This is a genomic window from Azovibrio restrictus DSM 23866, from assembly GCF_000429665.1.
GTDB lineage: Bacteria > Pseudomonadota > Gammaproteobacteria > Burkholderiales > Rhodocyclaceae > Azovibrio > Azovibrio restrictus.
Genome location: NZ_AUCH01000003.1, coordinates 269582 through 293067, shown reverse-complemented (window position 1 = coordinate 293067; position 23486 = coordinate 269582). Strand labels below are relative to the sequence as shown.

Here is a 23486-nt window from a genome sequence, read left to right as displayed (position 1 = left end):
GCTTCTTCCAGGTTGATGGACATGGGCTTACCTCCGGGAGCTGATCAGGACCGGGTCGCCGAAGTAGCCCGAGAGATCGCACAGGTCCAGGATCTCCAGCACCACCGGCGCGTGATGGACGAGGCCCAGGTTCTTGCCCTGGGCCTGGGCTTCGGTTTTGGCGGCCACCAGCAGCTGTACGCCGGCGCTGTCGATTTCGTTGATCCGGGACAGGTCCACTTCCACGGCGTCGGCACCGTTCAGGGCCGCCAGGAGCCGCTCCTTGACCAGGGCGGCGGTGAAGATGCTGAGTTCCCCTTCCAGGGCCAGTTGGGTGGCGCTCATGGGCATCCTCCTAGGGCAGAACCAGCTTGGAGACGGCGTTCAACATCTGCGCCGGCTGGAAGGGCTTCACCACCCAGGCCCGGGCCCCCGCCGCCTGGCCTTCCTGTTTCTTGGCGTCGCTGGCTTCCGTGGTGAGCATGATCACCGGGGTGAATTTGTAGGCGGGAATCTGCTTGGCCGCCTTGAGAAAGCTGATCCCGTCCATGTTGGGCATGTTCACGTCGCTGATGATCAGGTGCAGCTTGCGCCCGTCCAGCTTGTTCAGGGCATCCTTCCCGTCACACGCTTCCACGACTTCGTAACCCGCCCCTTTCAGGGCAATGCTCACCACTTGGCGAAGGGACGCGGAATCGTCCACGATCATGATCGTTTTACTCATGGCTGGTCCTTGCTTGAATCAGAAGAAGGTAATTTCGGAATCGGCGGCTTCCACCTGGCCTCGCTGACCTGGGAGCGGGAGTGCCGGAGCGCCATGGCGGGGGCGCTACATGCCGTTCAGACGTTGTGCGGGCAGGGCTTGGGACAGTCATGGGTATTCCTTCTGGACGTTGATGTCCCCCGTTGCAGGGAGGAATTCTCGGGGTTCAGGGAAGGAAGCTGAGGGTGTCCATGAATGCATGGTCACCAATGTTGATGCGTTTGGTATCGATGCTATATGACAGAGGGGAGCTGTGCAACGGCGAAGTGTGAGCCGCAGGTGGACGAGGCTTGTCGTGCCGCTCCGGGGGCGGATGTCGCTTTACGGCGGTTCAGGGACGAACGGGAAGGGGGCCGGGGGCGGCCTGTGCCGGACAGATGGAAAGCGTCCAGAGAAAGGCTGGGGAAAGGCTGGGATGTGGCAGCCCCTGCCGGGGTGGGCAGGGGCCGGTTTGCTGGAGGGCTGCTTTAGAACGGGATGTCGTCGTCGCCGAAATCGTCGCTGAAGGCGGGCTTCTTTTGGGCGGCCGGGGGGGCCGGGGCGTAGTCGGGAGCCGGGGCGCTGCTGCGGCTGCCACCACCGCCACTGCCGCCGCCCATGCCGGAGGGTTCGCCCATGCCCTGGCGGCCGCCCAGCATCTTCATTTCATCGGCGCGGATTTCGGTGGTGTAACGCTCCTGGCCTTCCTTGTCGGTCCATTTGCGGGTGCGCAGGCTGCCTTCCACATAGACCTGGGAACCCTTCTTCAGGTACTGGCCGGCGATTTCCGCCAGGCGGCCGAAAAAGGATATCCGGTGCCATTCGGTGGCTTCCTTGCGCTCGCCGGTGGCCTTGTCCTTCCAGGTGTCCGTGGTGGCCACGGTGATGTTGCACATGGCGTCGCCGCTGGCGCTGTAACGCACTTCCGGGTCCCTGCCCAGGTTCCCGACGATGATGACCTTGTTGACCGATGCCATGGAAAACTCCCCTTGATTTGAGATGGTGAATGCTAAATGAATTAGGTGGCGGTGTGGGACGGGGCCTGGCGCCGGGGCACCTGCAGGGCCCGGGTCAGCCACAGCCAGAACAGGATCAGGGCGCCGCAGGCGGCAAATACCGCGCCGCTCCCGAAATGCTTGGCCAGCGCGCCCCCGGCCATGCCGCCCACGAACAGGCCCACGGCCTGGAGGGTATTGTATAGCCCCAGGGCCTTGCCTCTGGCCTGGGGAGGGGCGATGCGGGAAATCAGCGAAGGCTGGGTGGCTTCCAGGATGTTGAAGGCCACGAAGAACAGGGTCAGCCACAGGGTCAGGGGCCACAGGCTCTGGCCGGCGAAGTAGAAACCGGCCTGGACCAGCAGCAGCAGGGCCACCGCCCCGGTGAACACGGGTTTCATCAGTCCCTTCTTTTCGGCGGCGATGATGGCGGGCACCATCACCACGAAGGAGAGCAGCACGGCAGGCAGATACACCTTCCAGTGCTCGGCGACAGGCAGATGGCCGTACTGGACCAGGGCGGCGGGAACCAGCACCCACATGGCGGTCTGGGTCAGGTGCAGGGCGAACACGCCGAAATTGAGGCGGGCCAGCTGGGGTTCGAGCAGCACGCTGGCGAGGGACACCGCCGGCCCGGCCACCGGCGGCGGCGCCGGGGGCACCACCTTGAGCAGCACCAGGATGGCGGCCAGGGCCAGGAAGCCGGTGAGCCAGAAGATGCCGCTCATGCCCACCAGGCTGAACAGGATGGGGGCGGCCACCAGGGAACCGGCAAACACCAGGCCGATGGAGGAGCCGATCATGGCCATGATCTTGGTGCGGTGCTGTTCCCGGGTCAGGTCGGCGGCCAGGGCGCTGACGGCGGCGGAGATGGCCCCGGCCCCTTGCAGCACGCGGCCGACGATGATCCAGTGGATGTCCGGCGCCAGGGCGGCCACGGCGCTGCCGAGGGCGAACAGCAGCAGGCCGGCGACGATCACCGGCTTGCGGCCCCAGCGGTCCGAAGCAGCGCCCCAGGCGATCTGCAGGCAGGCCTGGGTCAGGCCGTAGGCGCCCAGGGCCAGGCCCACCAGGGTCAGGTCATCGCCCCCGGGAATATGGCGGGCATGGATGGCGAACACCGGCAGGATCAGGAACAGACCCAGCATGCGCAGTCCGAAAATGGCGGCCAGGCTCATGCCGGTGCGGCGTTCTTCCGGACTCAGGCTGTCGGTGAGGGATTCACTCATGAAGGAAACGGGCGGGGCAGCAGGAACAGCTTGGATACGGATGGGCGGGAAAGGTTTTTGGTGCATCGCAACGAAGCGACTATATTAACAGGTTTGCGCCGGCCTCCCCCCGCGCTGAGCCCCAACCCCACCCCGCAGAACACCAAGAGAAACTCCATGGAAGCCATCCGAATCCGCGGCGCCCGGACCCATAACCTGAAGAACATCAGCCTGGATCTGCCCCGGGACCAGCTCATCGTCGTCACCGGCCTGTCCGGCTCCGGCAAATCGTCGCTCGCCTTCGACACCCTCTACGCCGAGGGCCAGCGCCGCTACGTGGAATCCCTCTCCGCCTACGCCCGGCAGTTCCTGCAACTGATGGAAAAGCCGGATGTGGACCTGATCGAGGGGTTATCGCCAGCCATCTCCATCGAACAGAAGGCCACCAGCCACAACCCCCGCTCCACCGTGGGTACGGTCACCGAGATTCACGACTACCTGCGCCTCCTGTTCGCCCGGGTCGGCACGCCCTACTGTCCCGAGCACGACCAGCCCCTGGAGGCCCAGACCGTCTCCCAGATGGTGGACCACGTGCTGGCCCTGCCCGAGGACACCAAGCTGATGATCCTCGCCCCCGTGGTGGCCAACCGCAAGGGCGAGCAGCTGGAGCTGTTCGCCGAGCTGCGGGCCCAGGGCTTCGTGCGTCTGCGCATCGACGGCCAGGTGTACGAGATGGACGCCCTGCCCAAACTCACCAAGACCCACAAGCACACGGTGGACGTGGTGGTGGACAGGCTCAAGGTGCGGGACGACATGCGCCAGCGCCTGGCGGAATCCTTCGAGACGGCCCTGCGCCACGCGGACGGCCGCGCCATCGCCCTGGAGATGGACTCCGGCACCGAGCACCTGTTCTCGGCCAAATTCGCCTGCCCGATCTGCTCCTATTCCCTGCAGGAACTGGAGCCCCGGCTGTTTTCCTTCAACAACCCCATGGGGGCCTGTCCCAAGTGTGACGGCCTGGGGGTGATCCAGTTCTTCGACCCCAAGCGGGTGGTGAGCCAGCCCCATCTTTCCCTGGCTGCCGGGGCCATCAAGGGCTGGGACAAGAAGAGCCAGTTCTATTTCCAGATGCTCCAGTCCCTGGCCGCCCATTACGGCTTCGACATCGACACCCCCTTCCAGGACCTGGACGCGGAGGTGCGCCAAGCGGTGCTCTACGGTTCCGGCAAGGTGAGCGTGCCCTTCCAGTACCTGAACGAGCGGGGCAAGCTGGTGGCCAAGGAGCATCCCTTCGAGGGCATCATTCCCAACCTGGAGCGGCGCTACAAGGAGACCGATTCCCAGGCCATGCGCGAGGAACTCTCCAAGTACATCAGCAACCAGACCTGCCCCACCTGCGGCGGCAGCCGGTTGCGGAAGGAGGCCCGCCATGTGCAGATCGGGGGCAAAACCTTGCACGAGATCAACCGCCTGCCCCTGCGCGAGGCCCGGGATTTCTTCGAGGCCCTGCAGCTCACCGGCCAGAAGGCCCAGGTGGCCGAGAAGATCCTGAAGGAAATCACCTCCCGCATTTCCTTCCTGATCAACGTGGGCCTCGATTACCTGTGCCTGGAACGTTCCGCCGAAACCCTCTCGGGCGGCGAGGCCCAGCGCATCCGTCTGGCCAGCCAGATCGGTTCCGGTCTCACCGGAGTCATGTACGTGTTGGACGAGCCTTCCATCGGCCTGCACCAGCGCGACAACGACCGGCTGCTGCAGACCCTGACCCGGCTCAGGGACATGGGCAACACGGTGATCGTGGTGGAGCACGACGAGGACGCCATCCGCACCGCCGACTACGTGGTGGACATCGGTCCCGGCGCCGGCGTGCATGGGGGTGCCATCGTCGCCCACGGCACTCCGGCCCAGGTGGCGGACAACCCGGATTCCCTGACCGGCGCCTACTTGTCCGGGCGCAAGCTGATCGCCGTACCCAGGCAGCGCCGCCAGCCAGATCCGGCCCGGCAGCTGCAGGTCATCGGTGCCCGGGGCAACAATCTGCGCGACGTGCGCCTGGACCTGCCTGTGGGCCTCCTGACCTGCGTCACCGGGGTTTCCGGCTCGGGCAAATCCACCCTGATCAACGACACCCTTTACGCGGCGGCGGCCAAGGCCATCTACGGCTCCATCAGCGAGCCCGCCGAGCACGACGAAATCCGCGGCCTCGATCACTTCGACAAGGTCATCAACGTGGACCAGTCGCCCATCGGCCGCACCCCCCGCTCCAACCCGGCCACCTACACGGGCCTGCTGACCCCGATCCGGGACCTGTTCTCCCAGGTGCCCGAAGCCCGGGCCCGGGGCTACGGACCCGGCCGCTTCAGCTTCAACGTCAAGGGTGGTCGCTGCGAGGCCTGCCAGGGGGACGGGGTGATCAAGGTGGAAATGCACTTCCTGCCCGACATCTACGTGCCCTGCGACGTCTGCCACGGCAAGCGCTACAACCGGGAAACCCTGGAGATCAACTACAAGGGCAAGAACATCCACGACATCCTGGAGATGACCGTGGAACAGGCCCGGGAATTCTTCGACGCGGTACCGGTGGTGGCCAGGAAGCTGCAGACCCTGGTGGACGTGGGCTTGAGCTACATCACCCTGGGCCAGAGCGCCACCACCCTCTCCGGCGGCGAAGCCCAGCGGGTGAAGCTGGCCCTGGAACTCTCCAAGCGGGATACGGGCCGCACCCTTTACATCCTGGACGAACCCACCACCGGGCTCCACTTCGCCGACATCGAGATGCTGCTCTCGGTGCTGCACCGGCTCGCCGACCACGGCAACACCGTGGTGGTCATCGAGCACAACCTGGACGTGATCAAGACCGCCGACTGGCTGGTGGACCTGGGCCCCGAAGGGGGCGGCGGCGGTGGCCGCATCCTGGTGGCCGGCACCCCGGAAACCGTGGCCGCCACGCCGGCAAGCCATACGGGCCGCTTTCTGAAGCCCCTGCTGGAGCGACCATGAACCGGAGTTTCTTCGCACCGCGGCCCGGAGGCATGGAGCAAGGCGGGATATCAAGGCTTCATCCTCTGGCCTTCAACAACCCGGACGGGGTGGCTGCTGGGCACCACAAGGGTTTGCTTTTTCTCTGTGTCTCCGTGGTTCAAATGAGGTTTCAAGGATGAACGAACAGCCCTCCGCCGCCGATCTCAAGGGCAAGACCGGCCTCACGCGGCTCTGGAATGCCCTGGGTTATTCGAAGAAAGGCATTGCCGCCGCCTGGAAGCACGAGGCGGCTTTCCGCCAGGAGATGTTGCTGCTCCTGGCAGGCGTGCCCCTGGGCCTGTGGCTGGGCCGCAATGGTATGGAGCGGGCCCTGCTCCTGGGCAGCCTGATCCTGGTGCCCGTGGTGGAACTGCTCAACTCCGCCGTGGAGGCCGTGGTGGACAAGACCTCCCCCGAATATCACGAGCTGGCCGGCCGGGCCAAGGACCTGGGCAGCGCCGCCGTGCTCTTCGCCCTGGTCTTCATGGCAGTAGTCTGGGCCTGCGTGCTGTGGCCCTGAGAGGGAGCTGTTTCTGATGGGCGAAATTCAGGGGTAAAGCTCTGCAACTCCGGCATGGCGCTGACTGGCGCCTGTTTTGCAGGGGGCCGGTCAGCGCCGGATTGTGCGGCGGGTGGCGACCTGGGGGGGCTTGTGTTGTTCTGCCTGCCACAGGTCGTAGGCGAGTTGTCCTTTCAGCCAGCTTTCGGCGCTGGGCCCGTCCAGCCATGCCTCCAGACGCAGGGCCAGATCAACGCTGATGGCAGCTTTGCCGTTCAGCACCCGGGAAAGGGTGACGCGATTGATGCCCAACTCCTGGGCTGCCTGGGTCACGCTCAGTCCCAGTGCCGGGAGTACATCTTCGCGCAAGGTTTCCCCCGGGTAGGGTGGGTTGTGCATGCGGGCCATTTTTTTCCTTTCAGTGATAGTCCTGGTAATCGACCAGAATTGCATCCTCACCTTCGAAGACAAAGGTCATGCGCCAGTTGCCATTGACGGTGACTGACCAATGGCCTGCAAGATCGCCTGTGAGCGGGTGCAGTTTCCAGCCAGGCATGTTCATCTCACGTGGGGCGGTGGCATCGTTCAGTTGTCGCAACTGGCGTGCCAGTCGGGGAGCATGGTCAGGTCTGATCCCGGCCTTGCTCCCCGTCTCAAAAAACGCTTGCAATCCCTTGTGTTGGAAATGCTTGATCATGGCAGAATTGTAGCGCATGGCGCTACAGTGGTTGTCGCGATTTGTTCGGGATGAGCGGCTGTCAGCGCATCTCGAAAGCCTCCTGGTGGAAGGGGACCTGGCCCAGGCCGCGGGCCTTGAGGCCGGTTTTCAGGGTCCGGGCGAAGCCTGAGGGGCCGCAGAACCAGATGTCGCTGCCGGCCAGTTGTGGCTCCTGCTGCAGCAGTTTTTCCACCGTCAGGGGGCCGTCCCGGTCTGTTTCATGCAGCTGCAGGCGTACGCCGGGGAGTCCGGCGGCCAGGGTCTGCAACTGGGCGGCAAACGGGTCCCTGGCCAGGCTGCGGCTGCAGTAATGCAGGCTGACGGGCGTGGCCGGGGCCTGGCCCAGGGCTTCCAGCCCGGCCAGGAAGGGGGTGACGCCGACGCCGCCGGCAATCCACACCTGGGGCTTTTCCCCCCGGAAGTCGAAGCAGCCGTAGGGACCTTCCACGCGTACGCTTTGTCCGACCTGGAGGCGGGCCGCCAGGTTGCGGGTGTAATCCCCCAGGGCCTTGATGGCGAAGGTGATATGGCCGTCCTCCCGGGGCGCGCTGGCGATGGTGAAGGGGTGGCTGCCCTCCCGGTCGTGCAGGGTGAGGAACACGAACTGGCCGGCCCGGTGGCCGGGCCAGGGGGCTTCCATGCGGCAGGTGATTTCCGTGACGTCCGCCGCCGGTTGCTCCAGGGCCAGGATTTCCCCCTGGTATTGGCGTTGTTTGCCGATCCGGCCCAGCAGGGAGAGCAGGGCGCCCCAGCTGCCGGCGGCGATCAGCAGTCCCATGACCCAGCCGACAGGCTGCTGCCACCAGGCCAGGGGGGCCAGCAACAGGCCGTGGAAGACGCCCATCAGGTATAGCGCGGGCATGACCCGGTGCAGCAGGCGCCAGGGCTTGAAGGGAAACCAGCGCAACAGGGTGAGGAGGATCAGGCCCAGCAGGGGGTAGAGGGCCCATTCGCCCATTTCCTTGCCCAGGTGCAGCAGGGATTCATAGAGTTCCGGCCCGTGTTCCCGGACCACCTTGCCGCTCCGGCCGATCAGCGCCTTGATGGGGTCGCCGGCTTCGTCAGCGCCCCAGTGGAGCAGCACGGCGATGCCGGCCAGGATGCCGGCCCACTTGTGCGCCCGGTAGATCCGGTCCATGCCGCCCAGAGGCTTTTCCAGCCAGACCGGGCGGGTGGCCAGCACCATGATCAGGGACATCAGCCCCACGGCCAGAAGACCCGAGAGCGTCAGGGCTTCGGCCCGGATCACCCACAGGGTATCGCCGGCGGGCAGACCGGCCCCGAACAGCAGATTGGCGCCCCAGGCCAGGACCAGGAGGGCGATGAAGCCGCCCAGCAGGGCGGTGGTGCTCAGCTTTTTCATGATCAGCTCCTTCAACCTAAAAACCTCACCACAGAGACACAAAGACACAGAGAAGTTAAAAAAACAATGGCTTGCATCATCTTCTGCGCTCACCTAGAAAGTGACCTGGCCTTCCAGGACAAGTCTTTGTTTTTCCTCGGCGTCTCTGTGCCTCTGTGGTTTAACTGTGGTTTTAAGGTTCAATCCTCTTCAAAGTAGCCCTGTTCCGCTTCCTTGTGGCAGGCGGCGCAGTTGGCCTTGGAGCCCACGTCCTTCTTCTTCCAGTCGGACTTGGGCACTTCCCGGTGTTCCTTCACCCACTTGGGCAGGGTGGTGATGCGCTGGGGCGCTTCGTCTGCCGCCACGCCGCGCAGCAGCTTGCGGCCGTAGGAGCGGCCGCCCCGGTCCCCGGCGTTGTCCACCAGGTAGCGGGTGATGGCGGCCGTGGTCTGGGGGTCCAGGCTGGCGTCGTCGCCAAAGTGCTGGTCCAGGTTGGCCATCATCTTTTCCCAGGAGGCAGCCGGCAGCATGGAGGCGGGGAAGGCCAGGTGGCAGCTGCCGCATTCGGCCAGGGTCTGGGCATGCTTCACCGGAGGGAAGTAGTGGTCGCCGCCGGCCTGGGCGCGGCTGTAGAGCAGGGCGGAAATCCCCAGGGCGGCGAGGCCCAGGAGCAGAGGGCGGATCATGGCAGGCATGCTGTTCTCCTTTCAGCGGGATTGGACGTAGGTGAGCCAGTCACCCTTTTCCTGGGCGGTGCAGGCCCGGCCCAGCACTTCGTTGCAATTGCGCTTGAACCACTTTTCCAGCTTGGCCGGGTCGGTGTACCGCTCCGGGCTGGCCGACAGGGCCATGGGTTCGATGCGCTTGCCGCTCGGGGTACGGCCCGGCTGGCGGATGTCGCTCTGGTGGCAGGTGGTGCAGGAAGGCGTGTCCGCCTTGCCGCCTCCGGCCTGGCGTTGGTGCAGGGCTTCGCCCCGGCTGGCGGACAAGGCGGCGGGGCCGGCCAGGCCCGCTTCCCGGGCGTAGCCGGCCAGCAGATCCTCCCGGGGGCCGGCCTGGACGGTCAGGCAGGTCAGACTCAAGAGGGCGATTGTGAGGTGATGGCGATTCATGGTTTCATCCTTGGTGTGGGTCCATGGGCCGTACTTTGCGCCGGGCTGGCTGAACTGATCCTGAAACCCCTGTTCACCCTGGGTTCAGCTTTTCCGGTTTAGGGTGTGGCCGGTCCCTGTCCCGTCCCCGGCTTAGGAGTGCTCCCGTGCGTAAAAAACTCTCCGTGATCGTCCTCCTGCTCGGCCTCGTGGGCCTGCAGCCCGGGCCGCTTCTGGCCGATGAGGCCGACCACGAACGGGCCCGCAAGGCCCTGGCCGCCGGGGAAATCATGCCCCTGCGCCAGGTCCTGGAGCGGGTGGAGAAAGACTATCCGGGCCAGGTGCTGGAAGTGGAGCTGGACCGGGAGCACGGCCAGTGGATCTACGAGATCAAGCTGCTGCGCCCGGACGGGGCGGTGAGCAAGCTGGAGCTGGATGCCCGGGACGGCACCCTGCTGCGTCGCAGGCATCGGCACGGGGCCGCGGAAGGGAGACCCTGATGCGCATCCTGGTGGTGGAGGACGATCCCCATCTGGCTGCCCAGCTGGGCCAGGCCCTGGAGGCAGCTGGCCACGTGGCGGTCAAGGCCGACAACGGCCGGGACGCCCTGTACCTGGGGGAGGAAGAAGATTTCGACGCGGTGATCCTGGATCTGGGTCTGCCGGTCATCGACGGGCTCACGGTGCTGAGCCGCTGGCGCGCCGGAGGCCGGAGCATGCCGGTGCTGATCCTCACGGCCCGGGACAACTGGCACGAAAAGGTGGCCGGTATCGACGCCGGGGCCGACGATTACCTGACCAAGCCCTTCCACATGGAGGAGCTCCTGGCCCGCCTGCGCGCCCTGATCCGCCGGGCCCACGGCCTGGCCTCCGCCGAGGTGGTCTGCGGCCCCCTGCGGCTCGACACCCGGGCCCGGCGCATCAGCCTGGACGGCAGCCCCCTCAATCTCACCAGCCATGAATACCGGCTGCTGGCCTACCTGATGCACCATCCGGATCAGGTTCTCTCCCGGGCCGAGCTGACCGAGCACCTCTACGCCCAGGACTTCGAGCGGGATTCCAACACCATCGAAGTCTTCGTGGCTCGGCTGCGCAAGAAGCTGCCGCCGGACCTGATCGAGACCGTGCGCGGCCTCGGCTACCGTCTGGCGGGCCGTCCTTGAGCCGCCCCTTCCAGCCGGGCACCCTGGGATGGCGGCTGCTGTCCGGCACCCTGGCCTGGGTGCTGGCCACCCTGGTGATCACCGGGCTGATCCTCACGGACCTGTTCGAGGATCACGTGGAGCGCCAGGCCCGGGGCGAACTGCTGATGCACCTGAACCAGCTCACCGGCCACCTGGAACTGGATGCCGGGGGCCGGCCCCAGGTCCTGCGGGAGCTGAGCGACCCGCGCCTGAAACAACCCTACTCCGGCCTCTACTGGCAGGTGGATGGCGCCGACGGCCAGCCCCTGCTGCGCTCCCGCTCCCTCTGGGACGGGGCCCTCAGCCTGCCCCCGGGGCCGGCACCTGCCCCCGGCGCCCTGCAGGAATACCGGCTGCCCGGCCCGGGCAGCGTGCCCCTCCTGATCCTCTCCCGGGTCATCCTGCCCGAGGCGGACCAGAGTGCTTCCCCGGGCCCCCTGCGCCTCATGGTGGCCATCGACGAAGCGGTGCTGCGCCAGCCGGTGCGGGACTTTGCCGGCATCCTGGCCCTGGCCCTGGGGCTTCTGGCCCTGGGGCTGGTGGCGGCGGTGTTCCTGCAGCTGAAGCTGGCCCTGGGGCCCCTGGAACGCCTGCGTCACAGCCTGGCCCGGGTGCGTACCGGGGAGGCGGCGCGGCTGCAGGGCAGCTACCCGGCGGAAATCCAGCCCCTGGTGGAAGAATTCAACGGCGTCCTGGACCACGACGCCGCGATCCTGGAGCGGGCCCGCACCCAGGCCGGCAACCTGGCCCATGCCCTGAAAACGCCGCTGGCCATTCTCGCCAACGCCGCGGCCCGGGAGCCCGGCGAGCTGGGGCGGCTGGTGACGGAGCAGGTCGGCACCGCCCGTCGCCAGGTGGATTACCACCTGGCCCGGGCCCGGGCGGCCGCCTCCGCCCAGCTGCCTGGCCAGCGGGTGGCGGTGCGGCCGCTGCTGGAAGGCCTGCTGCGGGTGATGGGCAAGCTGCATGGGGAACGGGGCCTGCATCTGGAACTGCTGCCCGTGAGGGGAGAAGCGGCCTTCCGGGGTGACGTCCAGGATTTCCAGGAAATGCTGGGCAACCTCCTGGACAACGCCTGCAAATGGGCCGCAAGCCAGGTACAGGTCGCCCTGGAGTCCGGCTCCGACGGCCAGCTCGTGATCACCATCGAGGATGACGGCCCGGGCCTGCCGGAAGCGGTGCGGGAAACGGTGCTGCAGCGCGGCGTGCGCGCCGACGAGGCCATGCCGGGCTCGGGCCTGGGCCTCTCCATCGTCGCCGACCTGGCCGGGCTGTACGGCGGCAGCCTGAACCTGGAGACCAGCCCCCTGGGAGGGCTGAAGGTGCGCCTGGGCCTGCCGGGCGGCTGAAGCGGTATCCTCACGTTACCGCCGGGTGGCGCCTCCAGCCGGTATCGCCCGAGGGAGGCCGGACGATAACGCTGGTGACGGCTCCGGGGGCAATTCTGGGCTCAAGGGAAACGCAATTCGGTGATTGCCGGCCCGAGCGGGCTGGCAATGCCCCTGCCTCTCTGCCGACACATTTGTGTATCAGGATTTTGATGTGCGTCCAGCTCAATTGTCTCCGCGCTGCGGAGACAATTTCTTCCGAGGGAATGGCTTCGGCAAAACGCAGTATGTGGCGCAGTTTCTTCGCGGAGAGGCCGTGCCCGTAGTCGGCTTCCAATTGTCTCGACAGTGTCGAGACAATCTGCTCACCGTAGGTGGCGCGTTCGTTGCCCAGCGCTTCGGTGCGAATGCGGTGGCCGATGAGCCAGTAAATCTCCATCAGCGCGCTGTGGCTGAGGTTTTGTGGTTTGTGTTCTTTCCTCCGCCCCTGATTCGGGCCTCCGAGGCTGGGCTTCAGCCCTCATAGGGGCTCCTGGGGGCTCCTGGCGAGGGCTGGTGTTTCTCCGGATAATGCCGTGGTGATGAATTTTCATGTCCGGAAGATGACGGAAATCCCTGCTTTTTCCCCACAGCCCGCTCTTGCCGGCGCCGATGAGGTACTGGCCCTGTTCGAACGTTATGCGGATCCCGAGGCCGGCAGATGTCTCCGGGAAAACGTCCTGGCCCAGGTCGTCAGTTGGCGGTGGGCCAGTGGTGCCATGGTTCAGGATGAGCCCTTCGAATACGAGCTCAACTACCGCTTTCTCAAGGCGCCCAGGGGCCGCTGGCTCAGGGAGGACAAGGCCAGGGAGCAGGATCATGTGCGCTGCGGCTTTGATGCCGCCGGACGGATCGTCATGGCCTCAGCCTACGGCAGCTTCCAGGACATCTGGCTGCATGGGGCGGGCCGGATCACCAAGCTGGTATTCAGCCTGGACCAGGACGCCGGCAGCTGGAAGGTCCATGCCGCGAAACTTTCCCTGCTCGATGCCGATGGCCGTTTGCAGGCCCAGTACAGCCGTTTTCGCTCGGCCTGGCAGATGCTCGCCTCGGCGGAATTTTTCCGCTGGGATCAGGGCAGGGTTGTTGGCAAGCAGGGCGTGGAGACTGACGATGGCGGAGCGCCTTGCCATTACCGTTACGACTATGAAGTCGATGGGGACGGGGGGCTGGAGCGGATCAGCTTCTGCAGGACCGATGCCGGAGGGCTAGCCGTGGAAAAAGCCCGGACCCGCTACCGCCGCCCGGTGCAAGGGGAGCGCATTCCGGAGCTGGCGGCGGCCATCACGGAGCGGCTGCTGAGCCGGATTCCCGAGCTGGTCCGCCAGGCGGCCCTGGACGAGCCCCTGTACGCTTTGCTGCTCTGCTATACCGAGGAGGATTTCGATGCCGCCTGGCCGCCATTCCTGGTTTGGGGGCGGCAATCGTGGCGGGCCGGGGTGACGGAAACGCCGGGTTATTACTTGTGGGCTCCGGACGAGATCCGTGCTGTCGGAGATGCCCATGAACGCTGGCTGGATGACGATGAAACGCTCACCAGCCTGTGCCTGCGCCACAAGGCCCTGATGGCCGATCGGGGCAGCCAGGCTTCAGGCCGGAAAGTGCTGCTGGAAGTGGCCCGGCAGCTCAATTTGCTGGACTGGTCCGGGATCACCCCGGTGACGGATGATTTCGTGGTGGTGCTGGCGGACAACTCGGGGGAGGTGGATCCCCGCACGAAAATGAAAGCCTACCTGCCCCCTGGACGCCTGGCCCTGCTGCGCGAGCGGGGCTGGCTGCAGTGCTAGCGTAGTGCTGCATTCGGTTTGGAACTTAAGCTGCTGTGCGCACCGGTGACCTTCTGCAGGATACCGGACTATTTTTCGGCGTCGGCCTGATCGGTGCGCTGCTGGGCGGCCTGATTGGCGGCGTCCAGCTTTTGCTGGAACTGCTGCATGGTCTGCTTGCCCTGCTCGATTTCCTGCTTTTTCGCGGCGGCGGCGGTGGCGGCGCTGCCGGCCGATTCGATGCCGCAGGCAGTCAGCAACAGCGGCAACAGGATCAAGGCTATCGATGTTTTCATGATTTTTCCCTTCAAAGTGCCGCCAGAACGGCATTGAGCAAATCCCGGCAAGGGGCCACGCTGGCGCCTATGATGCCGCATTCCAGCCTGGCGTGGATCACCCGATCACCCTGACGCACGGCTGATGTTTTTCCTGAAGGCGTGGTGCGCGTGCACTGGCACGGCAAACCCGCCGGCATGCGCAAATCCTTCGATGGATTGCAGGCGCTCGTGCGCCAAGCCGCGATGAACGGGTCAATGCCGGCTAGGCCGGCCTGAAGCGGACCTGGGCTGCCAGCCCGCCTCCGGGTGCGGTTTCCAGTTCCAGGTGGGCGCCATGCAGTTCCGCCACCCGGGTGACGATGGAAAAGCCCAGGCCGCTGCCGCTCTTGCCGCTCTGGTCCAGGCGGTGGAAGCGGGCCAGGGCGTCCTGGCGGGCGTGTTCGGGAATGCCCGGGCCGTTGTCGGTGACCTGGAAACAGCAGCTGCCGTCCCGGTCCGCATATACCCGGACCTGGACCTGGCCCTGCTCGGGGGTGTAGCGGATGGCGTTGTCCACCAGGTTGCGCATCATGATCGACAGCCAGTCCTGCTGGCCGATGATGACCAGCCCGGCTTGGGTGTCCAGATCGAATTCCAGGTGTTTTTCCAGGATCAGGTGCCCCAGGTCGGCGCAGACCCGCTCGGCCAGTTCTCCCAGGACGATCCGGTGGCGCTCCTTGTCCGGCAGGCCCCGTTCGGGGTCCAGGCGGGCCAGGACCAGCATCTGTTCCACCAGGTGGATGGAGCGGTTCAGGCCCTGCTTGAGTTTTTCCAGGGCATGCTGGCGTTCCGTATCGCTGCGGGCCCGCAGGGCCACCTGGCTCTGGGTGTGCAGGGCGGCCAGGGGGGTGCGCAGTTCGTGGGCCACATCTGCGGTAAACCGGCGTTCCGCGTTCAGGGCGTGATCCACTTCGGCCAGCAGGCGGTTGAGTTCCCCGACCATGGGCTGGACCTCGGCGGGGACCTGGGAGGCGGCGAGCCGGGCCAGGTGTTCCGGCCCCCGGGTTTGCAGTTCCCGGGTGACGAGGGCCAGGGGGGCGAGCCCCCGTCCCGTTGCCAGCCAGACCCAGAGGCCGAGGAAGGGCAGCCCCACCACCAGGGGCAGCAGGACGTGGGCGATGGTTTCCTGGATCAGCTTGTCCCGGTAACCGTGATGTTCCGCGACCCAGACCTGATGTTCCCCGTCTTCCGAGGTCAGGCGCATTTCCCGCCAGTGGCCGTCCCGGTCATTGTGGTCGGTGTACCCATCCGGCCCCCGGGCCGGGGCCAGGGGGGCTTCCGGCGAGCGAAAGCGCAGCCGGCCGTCGGTGTCCATGATCTGGAAACGGAAGCGCTTTCGCCCGATCTGGGGGACCGGGGAGGCGGGCAGGGGTTCGGCGTCGTGCCAGTGCTCGGCAATCAGCAGCAGGTTCACGGAAATCTGTCGCAGCTGCTCGTCGAACAGCTCATCCACCTCATGGTGGGTGTGGCGGTGCAGGAGCAGCACCACCACGATGGCGAAACTCAGGTAGCCGCCCAGCAGGAGCAGCAGCAGGCGGCGGCGCAGGGAAGTGGGACGGCCGGGGGTCATCGGGGGAAGGTGTAGCCCACCCCGCGCAGGGTGCGGATGCTGTCGCTGCCCAGCTTCTTGCGCAGATGATGGATGTGCACTTCCACGGCATTGCTTTCCAGGCTGTCGCCCCAGCCGTACAGGGCGGCTTCCAGCTGGCTGCGGCTGATCACCCGGCCGGCGTTTTCCACGAGGAGCTGGAGGATGGAGAATTCACGGGTGGACAGGTTGACGGGCTGCCCCTCCAGCTCCACCTGGTGCGAGGCCGGGTCCAGCCGGAGGGGCCCCACTTCCAGCACCGGGGCGGCCCGCCCTCCGGCACGGCGCAGCAGGGCCCGGATGCGGGCCGCCAGTTCGTCCAGGTCTATGGGCTTGATCAGGTAGTCATCGGCCCCGGCATCCAGGCCAGCCACTTTTTCTCCGGTGCTGTCCCGGGCGGTGAGGATCAGCACCGGCAAGGTCTGACCCCGTCGCCTCAGGCGGCGCAGCACCTCCAGGCCCTCCAGCCGGGGCAGGCCCAGGTCGAGGATGGCCAGGGCGAACTGCTCGCAGTCCAGGGCAGCGTCGGCTGCTGCGCCATCCTGCGCCCAGTCCACCGTGAAGCCGGCCTGGGAGAGGCCGGTCTTGAGGCCGTCTCCCAGCACCGGGTCATCTTCCACCAGGAGGAGGCGCATTACTTTTCCTGGCCCATGAAGTACTGCTCCAGCACGGGCAGCAGGGCCTGGTGCAGGTCGGCTTCACCGGCTTCGCCGTAACGCTGGAAAACCTCGGCCGAGAGGGGGACGAACAGATCCAGCAGCCGGGGGTCGAAATGGCTGCCCCGGTCCCGCCCCATGATCTCCATGGCCGCAGCGACGGACATGGCTTCCTTGTAGGGGCGGCGGGAGGTGAGGGCATCGAACACGTCCACCACGGCGAAGATGCGGGCATTCAGGGGAATGGCCTCGCCCGCCAGTCCTGCCATGTAGCCCGAGCCATCGAACTTCTCGTGGTGGTGGGCCACCACTTCCCGGGCCTGCAGGAGCCAGGCGGACTGGTGCAGGATTTCCTGCCCCAGGGTCACATGGGTTTTCATGGTCTGGAACTCTTCCGGGGTGAGGCGACCGGGTTTGAGCAGGATGGTGTCGGAGATGCCGATTTTTCCCACGTCGTGGAGGAAGGCGCCGGCGATCAGGTTGCGCATTTCCTGGGCGGGAATTCCGGCGGCTTCACCCAGGGCCACGGCGTACAGGGTGACCCGGTAGTTGTGCACGTTGGTGTCGGAGTCCCGCTGGGCGATGGCGCTGCCCAGCACTTCCAGCAGTTCCAGGTTGCCCTTGAGGATGGAACGGCTGCGCTGCAGCACTTCCCGGTGCAGGGCCAGGACCACCGGATAGACCGTCAGGGTGGTCAGCACGATGGCCAGCACCACCAGGACCACGGCCCGGGTGATGTCGTCGCGGATCTGGGCCATGCTCTCCGGACTGGGCAGATACACCCCTTCCAGGTAACCCCGGGGGGCCTCCCCCGGCCGGGCGATGGGAACCGCCACCACCAGGGCGAACTGGCCCTGGACCAGGCGCTTCATGTAGCTGGGTTTGAGGGCCAGTTCCACGTGCCCGCCCTGCTTCAGCTCTTCTTCCAGGGCCTCCAGGGCGGGGGGCACGTATTCGATCAGGCGGTTCTTGTGGCGGTCGTAGAGCTCGACAATGCCGAAGTGGTCGGCCGCCACGTACTCCAGCATGGTCCCCAGGGCGGCATCGGAGAGGCTGCCCTGCTCGTGGGCTTCCAGGTTGGCGGGGGAGATGCGGTGGGCGGCGCTCACGGCCTGGGCCAGGACCTTCTCGTCAATGCGCTCGGTTTCCGTGTACCAGGTGATCAGACCGACCAGGATGGCGGTGATCGTGCCTACCAGGAGCAGGCGGCGGCGCAGGATCTGCTGGGCATTGTCAGTTTGGATCATGGCAGGGGCGGTGTCGGCGTTTCGTTCCGGGTGAAGTCCCAGAGTTTATGGCGGTCGATTTCCAGCCGGTAGTATTTTTCCAGGGCATCGAGCTGGGCCAGGGCAGCGTCCAGTTTGGCAGAAAATGCCAGGCGCCGGGCGTTCAGCAATTCCGCCAGGCTGCCTTCGCCCAGTTCGTAGGCCCGGGCTTGCAGGCTGGCGGCCCGGGCCATGCCGGCGGCGGCCTCCCGGCTGCGCAGCCAGGCCTGATAGGCCCCTTGGGCCTGCAGCCAGGCGGCCCGGACCGAGGCCCGGGTTTCCCGCAGCATCTGGGCCTCGTGCTCGCTGCTCAGGCGGGCTTCGGCCCTGCTGCGGTCTGCCTCGGCCTGGCGGGCGCTGCCGCCCAGGGGAATGGTGAGGGTGAGACCGAGCAGGCGCTCTTCACCATCCTTTTCCCGGGCGACCCGGACCCCCAGGCTGGGGTCGGCCAGGCGTTCCCGGTCTGCGCGCTGGGCCTGCAGCTGGCTGTAGGCGGATTCCAGCCGGGCCCGGCGCAGGCCGGGCTCATGGAGCAGCAGTTCCTGCTCCCATTGCTCCAGGGAGCCTTCCAGGGGGCGGGGCTGGCTCAGACTGGGCTGCTCCGGCAGGGGCAGGCTGGGAAACAGCTGCTTCAGCCGCTCCCGGGCGGACAGCAGTTCCCCCTGCCGGGCCTGAGTCTCGGCTTCCTTCTGGGCCAGGGCCGCAGCGACCTGCAGGGTTTCCAGCTCGGAGGCATCGCCCAGCTCCCGGCGCCGTTGCACGGCCCGGCTTTCCCGCTCCAGGGTTGCCCTGGCTTCTTCGGTCTGTTGCAACTGCTCCCGGGCCCGCAGCCAGGCGAACCAGCTTTCCAGCAGCAAACGGGCGCCGCCGGACATGCGCTCGGCGGCGGCGGCCTCTGCCAGGGTCCGCTGCTCCGCCCCGAGGCGGGAATCCAGCTCGGCCTTGCCCGGCAGTCGCCAGGCCCGTTCCAGCCCCACGGCCCAGTCGCGGCTGCGGCTGTCCGGGCTGCCGTCCACGCCGCTGGTGCGGCGCCGCTGGCCTTCCAGGGTCAGGGCCCATTCATGGGGGCCGGCTTCCAGCTGCCGTTGCTGGGCTTCTCCCCGGGCCAGTTCGTCCCGTCCGGCCCGGACCGAGGGCAGGTCGAGCAGGGCCTGGCGGACCGCCGGTTCCGGCGGCAGGTCGGTGGTGGCCTGGGACGATACCGCCCAGCAAATTCCCAGGAGCAGGAGGGCGTGTTTCATGCCAGCCTCCCGTGGGCCAGCACCGGGACTATCCAGTAATAGAGATTGGCCCCGGCAAAGGCTTGCCGCAGCAGGGCCAGGATGGCGTCGGCCTTGGCCTGGTCGCTGCAGACGGTATCGAGGCGTTTGCGGTGCACGTGGCCGCACACCAGCTCGGCGGCTTCCACCAGCTGGATGGAGCTGCCGTGGCCCTCGGTGGAGGTGGAAGAAAAGCCCGTGGTCAGTTCCGGGTGGGCCAGCAGGGTGTCGGCCACGGCTTCCTCCAGTTCATGGGGCACGATCAGGGTGAGCAGAAGAGGGGTGTCAGACATGGGCAGTCTCCCGGAAGGGGGTCTGGGGCCGCAGGCCGAAGCGGCGGTAGAGGATGGGCAGGATCAGCAGGGTCAGGAAGGTGGAGGTGACCAGTCCGCCGATCACGACGATGGCCAGGGGCCGCTGCACCTCCGAGCCCGGGCCGCTGGCGAACAGCAGCGGCACCAGGCCCAGGGCGGCAATGCTGGCGGTCATCAGCACCGGGCGCAGGCGGCGCTTGGCGCCTTCCACCACCACCTGGCCGATGGGCATGCCGGTGGCCAGCAGCTGGTTGAAGTAGCTGACCATCACCACCCCGTTCAGGACGGCGATCCCCAGCAGGGCGATGAAGCCCACGGAGGCGGGCACCGAGAGGTACTCGCCCGCCAGCAGCAGGGAAAACACGCCGCCTACCAGGGCGAAGGGAATGTTGGAGAGCACCAGCACCGCCTGGCGCACCGAGCGGAAGGTGGAAAAGAGCAGGAAGAAGATCAGCGCCAGGGCCATGGGCACCACCACGGCCAGCCGGGCGGCGGCCCGCTGCTGGTTCTCGAACTGGCCGCCCCAGGCAATCCGGTAGCCCGGGGGCAGCTGGATGCCGGCTTCCACGGCCCGGCGGGCGTCCTCCACGAAGCCCACCAGGTCCCGGCCGCGCACGTTGGACTGGACCACCACGAAGCGCTGGGCGTTTTCCCGGTCCACCTTCACCGGGCCGTCCACCCGTTCGATGCGGGCGACACTGGTGAGCGGGATGGCCTGGCCCTCCGGTGCGGTGATGAAGAGGCCGGCGAAGGCCGCCGGGCTGTCCCGCACATCCTCGGTGCCCTTGATCAGCAGTGACAGGCGGCGTCCCTTTTCGATCACGGTGCCCACCGTCTGCCCTTCCAGCAGGCCCTTCAGGGTGTCCTGGACGTCCTCCACGTTGAGGCCGAAGCGGCCGGCGGCCAGGCGGTCCACGCTAACCTGCAGGTACTGGACCCCTTCATTCTTGACGGTGAAGGTGTCTTCCGCCCCCGCTGTTCCCTTGATGGCGGTTTCCACCTGGCCGGCCAGCTGGTTCAGGGTGTTCAGGTCGGGGCCGTAGATCTTCACCGCCAGATCGCCGCGCACCCCGGTGAGCATCTCGGAAACCCGCATGTCGATGGGCTGGGTGAAGGAAAAACCGATGCCGGGGAAGTCGGCCATGACCTGGCGCAGCTGGTCCGCCAACCAGTCCGGGTCGGGCTCCCGCCATTCGTCCCGGGGTTTGAGCACCATGAAGGTGTCGGTCTGGTTCAGGCCCATGGGGTCCAGGCCCAGCTCGTCGGCGCCGGTGCGGGCGACGATGGCCTTCACCTCGGGCACCTGGGCCATGATGGCCTGCTGGATGCGGCCATCCAGGGCCAGGCTCTGTTCCAAGGTGATGGAGGGCAGCTTTTCCAGCTGCATGATCAGATCTCCTTCATCCATGGTTGGCATGAAGGTCTTGCCCAGCAGGGTATAGGCGCCCCCCGCCGCCACCAGACTGACCAGGGCGCCGATGATCAGGGGCCGGGTGTGGCTCAGGGCCCAGCCCAGCAGGCGGTCGTAGCCCGTATTGAGCTTTCTGACCAGCCAGGGCTCCTGATGCACGCCCCGCTGCAGCAGCCAGGAAGCGAGCACCGGCACCACGGTGAGGGAAAGCAGCAGGGAGGCCGAGAGGGCGAACACGATGGTGAGCGCCACCGGGCCGAACATCTTGCCTTCCAGGCCCTGCAGGGAGAGGAGTGGCAGGAAGACGATGATGATGATGAAAATCCCGGAAGCCACCGGCGCTGCCACTTCCCGGGCGGCCCGGTAGATCAGGTGCAGGGTGGGCAGATTTTCCGGGGCGTGGGCCAGCTCGGTTTCCACGTTCTCCACCACCACCACGGCCGCATCCACCAGCATGCCGATGGCGATGGCCAGTCCGCCCAGGCTCATCAGGTTGGCCGAGAGGCCGAAGCTGCGCATCAGGATGAAGGTGGCCAGGGCAGAAAGGGGCAGCATCAGGGCCACCACCAGGGCGGCGCGCAGGTTGCCGAGGAAGGCCAGCAACAGCACCACCACCAGCACGATGGCTTCGAGCAGGGCCTTGGAGACCGTCTGCACGGCCCGGTCCACCAGGGAGCTGCGGTCATAGAAGGGGACGATGCTGATGCCGGGGGGCAGCGACGGAGCGATTTCCGCCAGCCGGGTCTTGACCCCGGCCACCACGGCCCGGGCGTTGGCGCCCCTGAGCCCCAGCACCAGGCCCTGGACCGCCTCGCCCTCGCCGCTCCGGGTCACCGCCCCGTAGCGGGTCAGGTGGCCGTAACGCACGGTGGCCACATCGCCCACCCGCACCACGCCACCGGGCCCCTTGGCCAGCACGATGGCGGCCACGTCTTCCAGGCTCTGGATGGCGCCCTCGGTGCGCACCAGCAGGGACTCCTCTCCCTCATTGAGGCGCCCGGCGCCGTCATTGCGGTTGTTCTGCTGCAGCACCTGGCGCAGGGTGCCCATGGAAATGCCCCTGGCCGTCAGCGCCGTGTTGTCGGGAACCACCTCGAAGGTCCTGACGTAGCCGCCCAGGCTGTTCACGTCGGCGACGCCGGGCACCGTGCGCAGCTGCGGCCGGATCACCCATTCCAGCAGGCTGCGCTTCTCATCCAGGGGCAGGTCCCCCTCGATGGTGAACATGAACATTTCTCCCAGGGGGGTGGTGATGGGGGCCAGTCCACCATTGACGCCGGGGGGCAGGCTGTCCATGACGCTGGAGAGGCGTTCGCCCACCTGCTGGCGGGCCCAGTAGATGTCCGTGCCGTCCTCGAAATCGATGGTGATGTCGGTGATGGCGTACTTGGAGGTGGAGCGCAGCAGGCGCTGATTGGGAATGCCCAGCATTTCCTGCTCCACCGGGGTGACGATGCGGGCCTCCACTTCCTCCGGCGTCATGCCGGGGGCCTTGAGGATGATCTTCACCTGGGTGGTGGAGACATCGGGAAAGGCGTCGATGGGCAGCTGCAGGAAGGCGCGCACCCCCAAGCCGGCGAGGATCAGGGTGAGTACCAGCACCAGGAGGCGCTGGGTCAGGGAAAAGCGGATCAGGCGTACCAGCATCACTCGCCCTCCGCCGCGCCCAGCAGCATCGCCTTGAGGCTGGCGACGCCCTGGACGGCGACCCGGTCTCCCGGAGCCAGTCCTTCCACCATGACGGTGTCGCCCAGCTGGGAATGAATCCGCACCGGGCGGGGGGTGAAGTGGAGCTGATCACCGCTGCCCTGCTGGACGAAGGCCAGCAGCCGCCCCTCGTGGCGAACCAGGGCGCGGCTGGGGAGGGCCAGCCCCGGCTGGCCGCCGACCTGGATGTCCACTTCCACGGCCTGGCCCGGGCTCAGTTGTTCGCTGCCCTGGTCTACCTGGGCCCGCAGGGTGGTGTTCTGGCTCATGGGGTCCACGCTGCGGCTCACGGCCAGCAGCTTTCCTTCCACCCCCAGCAAGGGCAGGCTGACCCGGTCACCGGCCTTGACCTGGGCGGCCACGGCGGGCGGAACCTGCAGGCTGATCCAGAGGGGGCGCAGCTGGCCGATGCGGGCGATGGGGGTGGCGGCGGGGAGGCGGTCTCCCACCTGGGCCAGTTGATCCAGCAGGATGCCGTCCATGCCGGCCCGGAGTTCCAGGAGCGGTGCCAGCTGCCCTGGCTTGCCGCCCGCCAGGGTCAGGGACTGGCGGCTCTGGCTGAGCTGGGCGCCGGCCTCGCTGGCGCTGGCCCGGGTGCTTTCCAGCCGGGCGGCGGGGATGATGCCTTCCTTGAACAGCTGCTCGTCCCGGGCCAGGGCGTTTCTGGCCTGGGCGCTCCGGGCGCTGGCTTCGGCATGCTGGCGCTGCAGTTCCAGGGCCTGGGGACTGACCAGCAGGGCCAGGACCTGGCCTTTCTTGACCGGCATGCCGGGGGCTACCCGCAGTTCCTGCAGGGTACCTTCCAGAGGCGCCACCAGGACCTGCAACTGTCCGGCGGGGACTTCCACCTTGCCGGGCAGGTGCCGCAGCTGGGCGGTGTTTTGGGCGTCCAGGGTCTGGGTCTTGATGCCCAGGGAGAGCAGCTGGCGTCCGCTCAAGGTCTGTTGTTGGGGGCCGGCGGCCAGGGCCGGGAAGGCTGCGAGGCCCAGGGGCAGCAGCAGGCAGAGGACGGGGAGGGACAGGGAGCAAGGACGGGACATGGGTTGGGAGCGCCGGTA

The 23486-nt window shown here is 66.9% G+C and carries 24 protein-coding genes; 6 read left to right on the top strand and 18 right to left on the bottom strand.

Features of this window, described 5'->3' with window-relative positions; translation table 11 throughout:
* Positions 1–27: 27 nt before the first annotated feature.
* From G474_RS0105025 to G474_RS0105010, 4 genes are all read right to left on the bottom strand, one after another.
* Positions 28–324: an STAS domain-containing protein gene (locus G474_RS0105025; protein ID WP_043463233.1), complete on the bottom strand. Its 297-nt coding sequence runs from the start codon at positions 322–324 to the stop codon at positions 28–30.
* A 10-nt stretch (positions 325–334) separates the two neighbouring features.
* Positions 335–703: a response regulator gene (locus G474_RS0105020; RefSeq protein WP_026686026.1), complete on the bottom strand. Its 369-nt coding sequence runs from the start codon at positions 701–703 to the stop codon at positions 335–337.
* Between the two features lie 506 nt (positions 704–1209).
* Positions 1210–1698, bottom strand: coding sequence for a single-stranded DNA-binding protein (gene ssb, locus G474_RS0105015; protein ID WP_026686025.1), 489 nt, complete (start codon positions 1696–1698; stop codon positions 1210–1212).
* A gap of 41 nt (positions 1699–1739) precedes the next feature.
* Positions 1740–2945, bottom strand: coding sequence for an MFS transporter (locus G474_RS0105010; protein ID WP_026686024.1), 1206 nt, complete (start codon positions 2943–2945; stop codon positions 1740–1742).
* Between the two features lie 156 nt (positions 2946–3101).
* Here G474_RS0105010 and uvrA point away from each other — a divergent pair, with 156 nt between their 5' ends.
* Together uvrA and G474_RS0105000 are read left to right on the top strand one after the other, a co-directional pair.
* On the top strand, positions 3102–5924 hold the full coding sequence (uvrA, locus tag G474_RS0105005; RefSeq protein WP_026686023.1) for an excinuclease ABC subunit UvrA: 2823 nt from the start codon (positions 3102–3104) through the stop codon (positions 5922–5924).
* Positions 5925–6081: 157 nt separating this feature from the next.
* On the top strand, positions 6082–6465 hold the full coding sequence (locus G474_RS0105000; RefSeq protein WP_026686022.1) for a diacylglycerol kinase: 384 nt from the start codon (positions 6082–6084) through the stop codon (positions 6463–6465).
* 90 nt (positions 6466–6555) lie between these two features.
* Here G474_RS0105000 and G474_RS19595 read toward each other — a convergent pair whose 3' ends face one another.
* The 5 genes from G474_RS19595 to G474_RS0104975 all read right to left on the bottom strand — a co-directional run bounded on the left by G474_RS19595 (position 6556) and on the right by G474_RS0104975 (position 9616).
* Positions 6556–6852, bottom strand: coding sequence for a HigA family addiction module antitoxin (locus G474_RS19595; protein ID WP_043463231.1), 297 nt, complete (start codon positions 6850–6852; stop codon positions 6556–6558).
* A gap of 10 nt (positions 6853–6862) precedes the next feature.
* Positions 6863–7141, bottom strand: a complete 279-nt coding sequence (locus G474_RS0104990) for a type II toxin-antitoxin system RelE/ParE family toxin (protein WP_026686021.1) — start codon at positions 7139–7141, stop codon at positions 6863–6865.
* Between the two features lie 61 nt (positions 7142–7202).
* Entirely contained in the window at positions 7203–8525 is a 1323-nt protein-coding gene (locus G474_RS0104985; protein ID WP_043463229.1) for a ferredoxin reductase family protein, read from the bottom strand.
* Between the two features lie 179 nt (positions 8526–8704).
* Positions 8705–9199, bottom strand: coding sequence for a diheme cytochrome c (locus G474_RS0104980; RefSeq protein WP_026686019.1), 495 nt, complete (start codon positions 9197–9199; stop codon positions 8705–8707).
* Positions 9200–9211: 12 nt separating this feature from the next.
* Positions 9212–9616, bottom strand: coding sequence for a DUF1924 domain-containing protein (locus tag G474_RS0104975; protein WP_026686018.1), 405 nt, complete (start codon positions 9614–9616; stop codon positions 9212–9214).
* Between the two features lie 146 nt (positions 9617–9762).
* On the opposite strand from G474_RS0104975, the gene G474_RS0104970 reads away from it, so the two are divergent.
* The 3 genes from G474_RS0104970 to G474_RS0104960 are packed head-to-tail and all read left to right on the top strand — an operon-like array spanning position 9763 to position 12127.
* The gene (locus tag G474_RS0104970; RefSeq protein WP_026686017.1) at positions 9763–10095 is read left to right on the top strand and encodes a PepSY domain-containing protein; all 333 of its coding nucleotides are present in this window, start codon (positions 9763–9765) and stop codon (positions 10093–10095) included.
* On the top strand, positions 10095–10757 hold the full coding sequence (locus G474_RS0104965) for a response regulator transcription factor (RefSeq protein WP_026686016.1): 663 nt from the start codon (positions 10095–10097) through the stop codon (positions 10755–10757). Before G474_RS0104970 ends, G474_RS0104965 begins: the two co-directional genes overlap by 1 nt.
* A complete protein-coding gene (locus G474_RS0104960; RefSeq protein WP_026686015.1) occupies positions 10754–12127 on the top strand; it encodes a sensor histidine kinase in 1374 nt (457 codons plus the stop codon). Before G474_RS0104965 ends, G474_RS0104960 begins: the two co-directional genes overlap by 4 nt.
* A 10-nt stretch (positions 12128–12137) precedes the next feature.
* Here the strand turns inward: G474_RS0104960 and G474_RS19590 are convergent, their stop codons facing one another.
* Entirely contained in the window at positions 12138–12545 is a 408-nt protein-coding gene (locus G474_RS19590; protein ID WP_043463227.1) for a DUF1016 N-terminal domain-containing protein, read from the bottom strand.
* Positions 12546–12681: 136 nt separating this feature from the next.
* Between G474_RS19590 and G474_RS0104955 the strand changes: the two genes are divergently transcribed.
* Positions 12682–13932 (top strand): hypothetical protein, encoded by a 1251-nt coding sequence (locus tag G474_RS0104955; RefSeq protein WP_169729493.1) that lies wholly within the window; start codon positions 12682–12684, stop codon positions 13930–13932.
* Positions 13933–14000: 68 nt separating this feature from the next.
* On the opposite strand, the gene G474_RS0104950 is transcribed toward G474_RS0104955, so the two are convergent.
* From G474_RS0104950 to G474_RS0104915, 8 genes are all read right to left on the bottom strand, one after another.
* Positions 14001–14207, bottom strand: coding sequence for a hypothetical protein (locus G474_RS0104950; RefSeq protein ID WP_156919147.1), 207 nt, complete (start codon positions 14205–14207; stop codon positions 14001–14003).
* Between the two features lie 244 nt (positions 14208–14451).
* Positions 14452–15798 (bottom strand): ATP-binding protein, encoded by a 1347-nt coding sequence (locus G474_RS0104945; protein WP_026686012.1) that lies wholly within the window; start codon positions 15796–15798, stop codon positions 14452–14454.
* On the bottom strand, positions 15795–16451 hold the full coding sequence (locus tag G474_RS0104940; RefSeq protein WP_026686011.1) for a response regulator: 657 nt from the start codon (positions 16449–16451) through the stop codon (positions 15795–15797). Before G474_RS0104940 ends, G474_RS0104945 begins: the two co-directional genes overlap by 4 nt.
* Positions 16451–17719, bottom strand: coding sequence for an HD-GYP domain-containing protein (locus tag G474_RS19585; protein ID WP_051281863.1), 1269 nt, complete (start codon positions 17717–17719; stop codon positions 16451–16453). Before G474_RS19585 ends, G474_RS0104940 begins: the two co-directional genes overlap by 1 nt.
* Positions 17716–18978: a TolC family protein gene (locus tag G474_RS24395; RefSeq protein ID WP_026686010.1), complete on the bottom strand. Its 1263-nt coding sequence runs from the start codon at positions 18976–18978 to the stop codon at positions 17716–17718. The genes G474_RS19585 and G474_RS24395 overlap by 4 nt, the downstream gene beginning before the upstream one ends.
* Positions 18975–19289: a DUF3240 family protein gene (locus G474_RS0104925; protein WP_026686009.1), complete on the bottom strand. Its 315-nt coding sequence runs from the start codon at positions 19287–19289 to the stop codon at positions 18975–18977. The genes G474_RS24395 and G474_RS0104925 overlap by 4 nt, the downstream gene beginning before the upstream one ends.
* Positions 19282–22368, bottom strand: a complete 3087-nt coding sequence (locus G474_RS0104920; protein WP_026686008.1) for an efflux RND transporter permease subunit — start codon at positions 22366–22368, stop codon at positions 19282–19284. Before G474_RS0104920 ends, G474_RS0104925 begins: the two co-directional genes overlap by 8 nt.
* Entirely contained in the window at positions 22368–23468 is a 1101-nt protein-coding gene (locus tag G474_RS0104915) for an efflux RND transporter periplasmic adaptor subunit (protein ID WP_026686007.1), read from the bottom strand. The genes G474_RS0104920 and G474_RS0104915 overlap by 1 nt, the downstream gene beginning before the upstream one ends.
* Positions 23469–23486 lie beyond the last annotated feature (18 nt).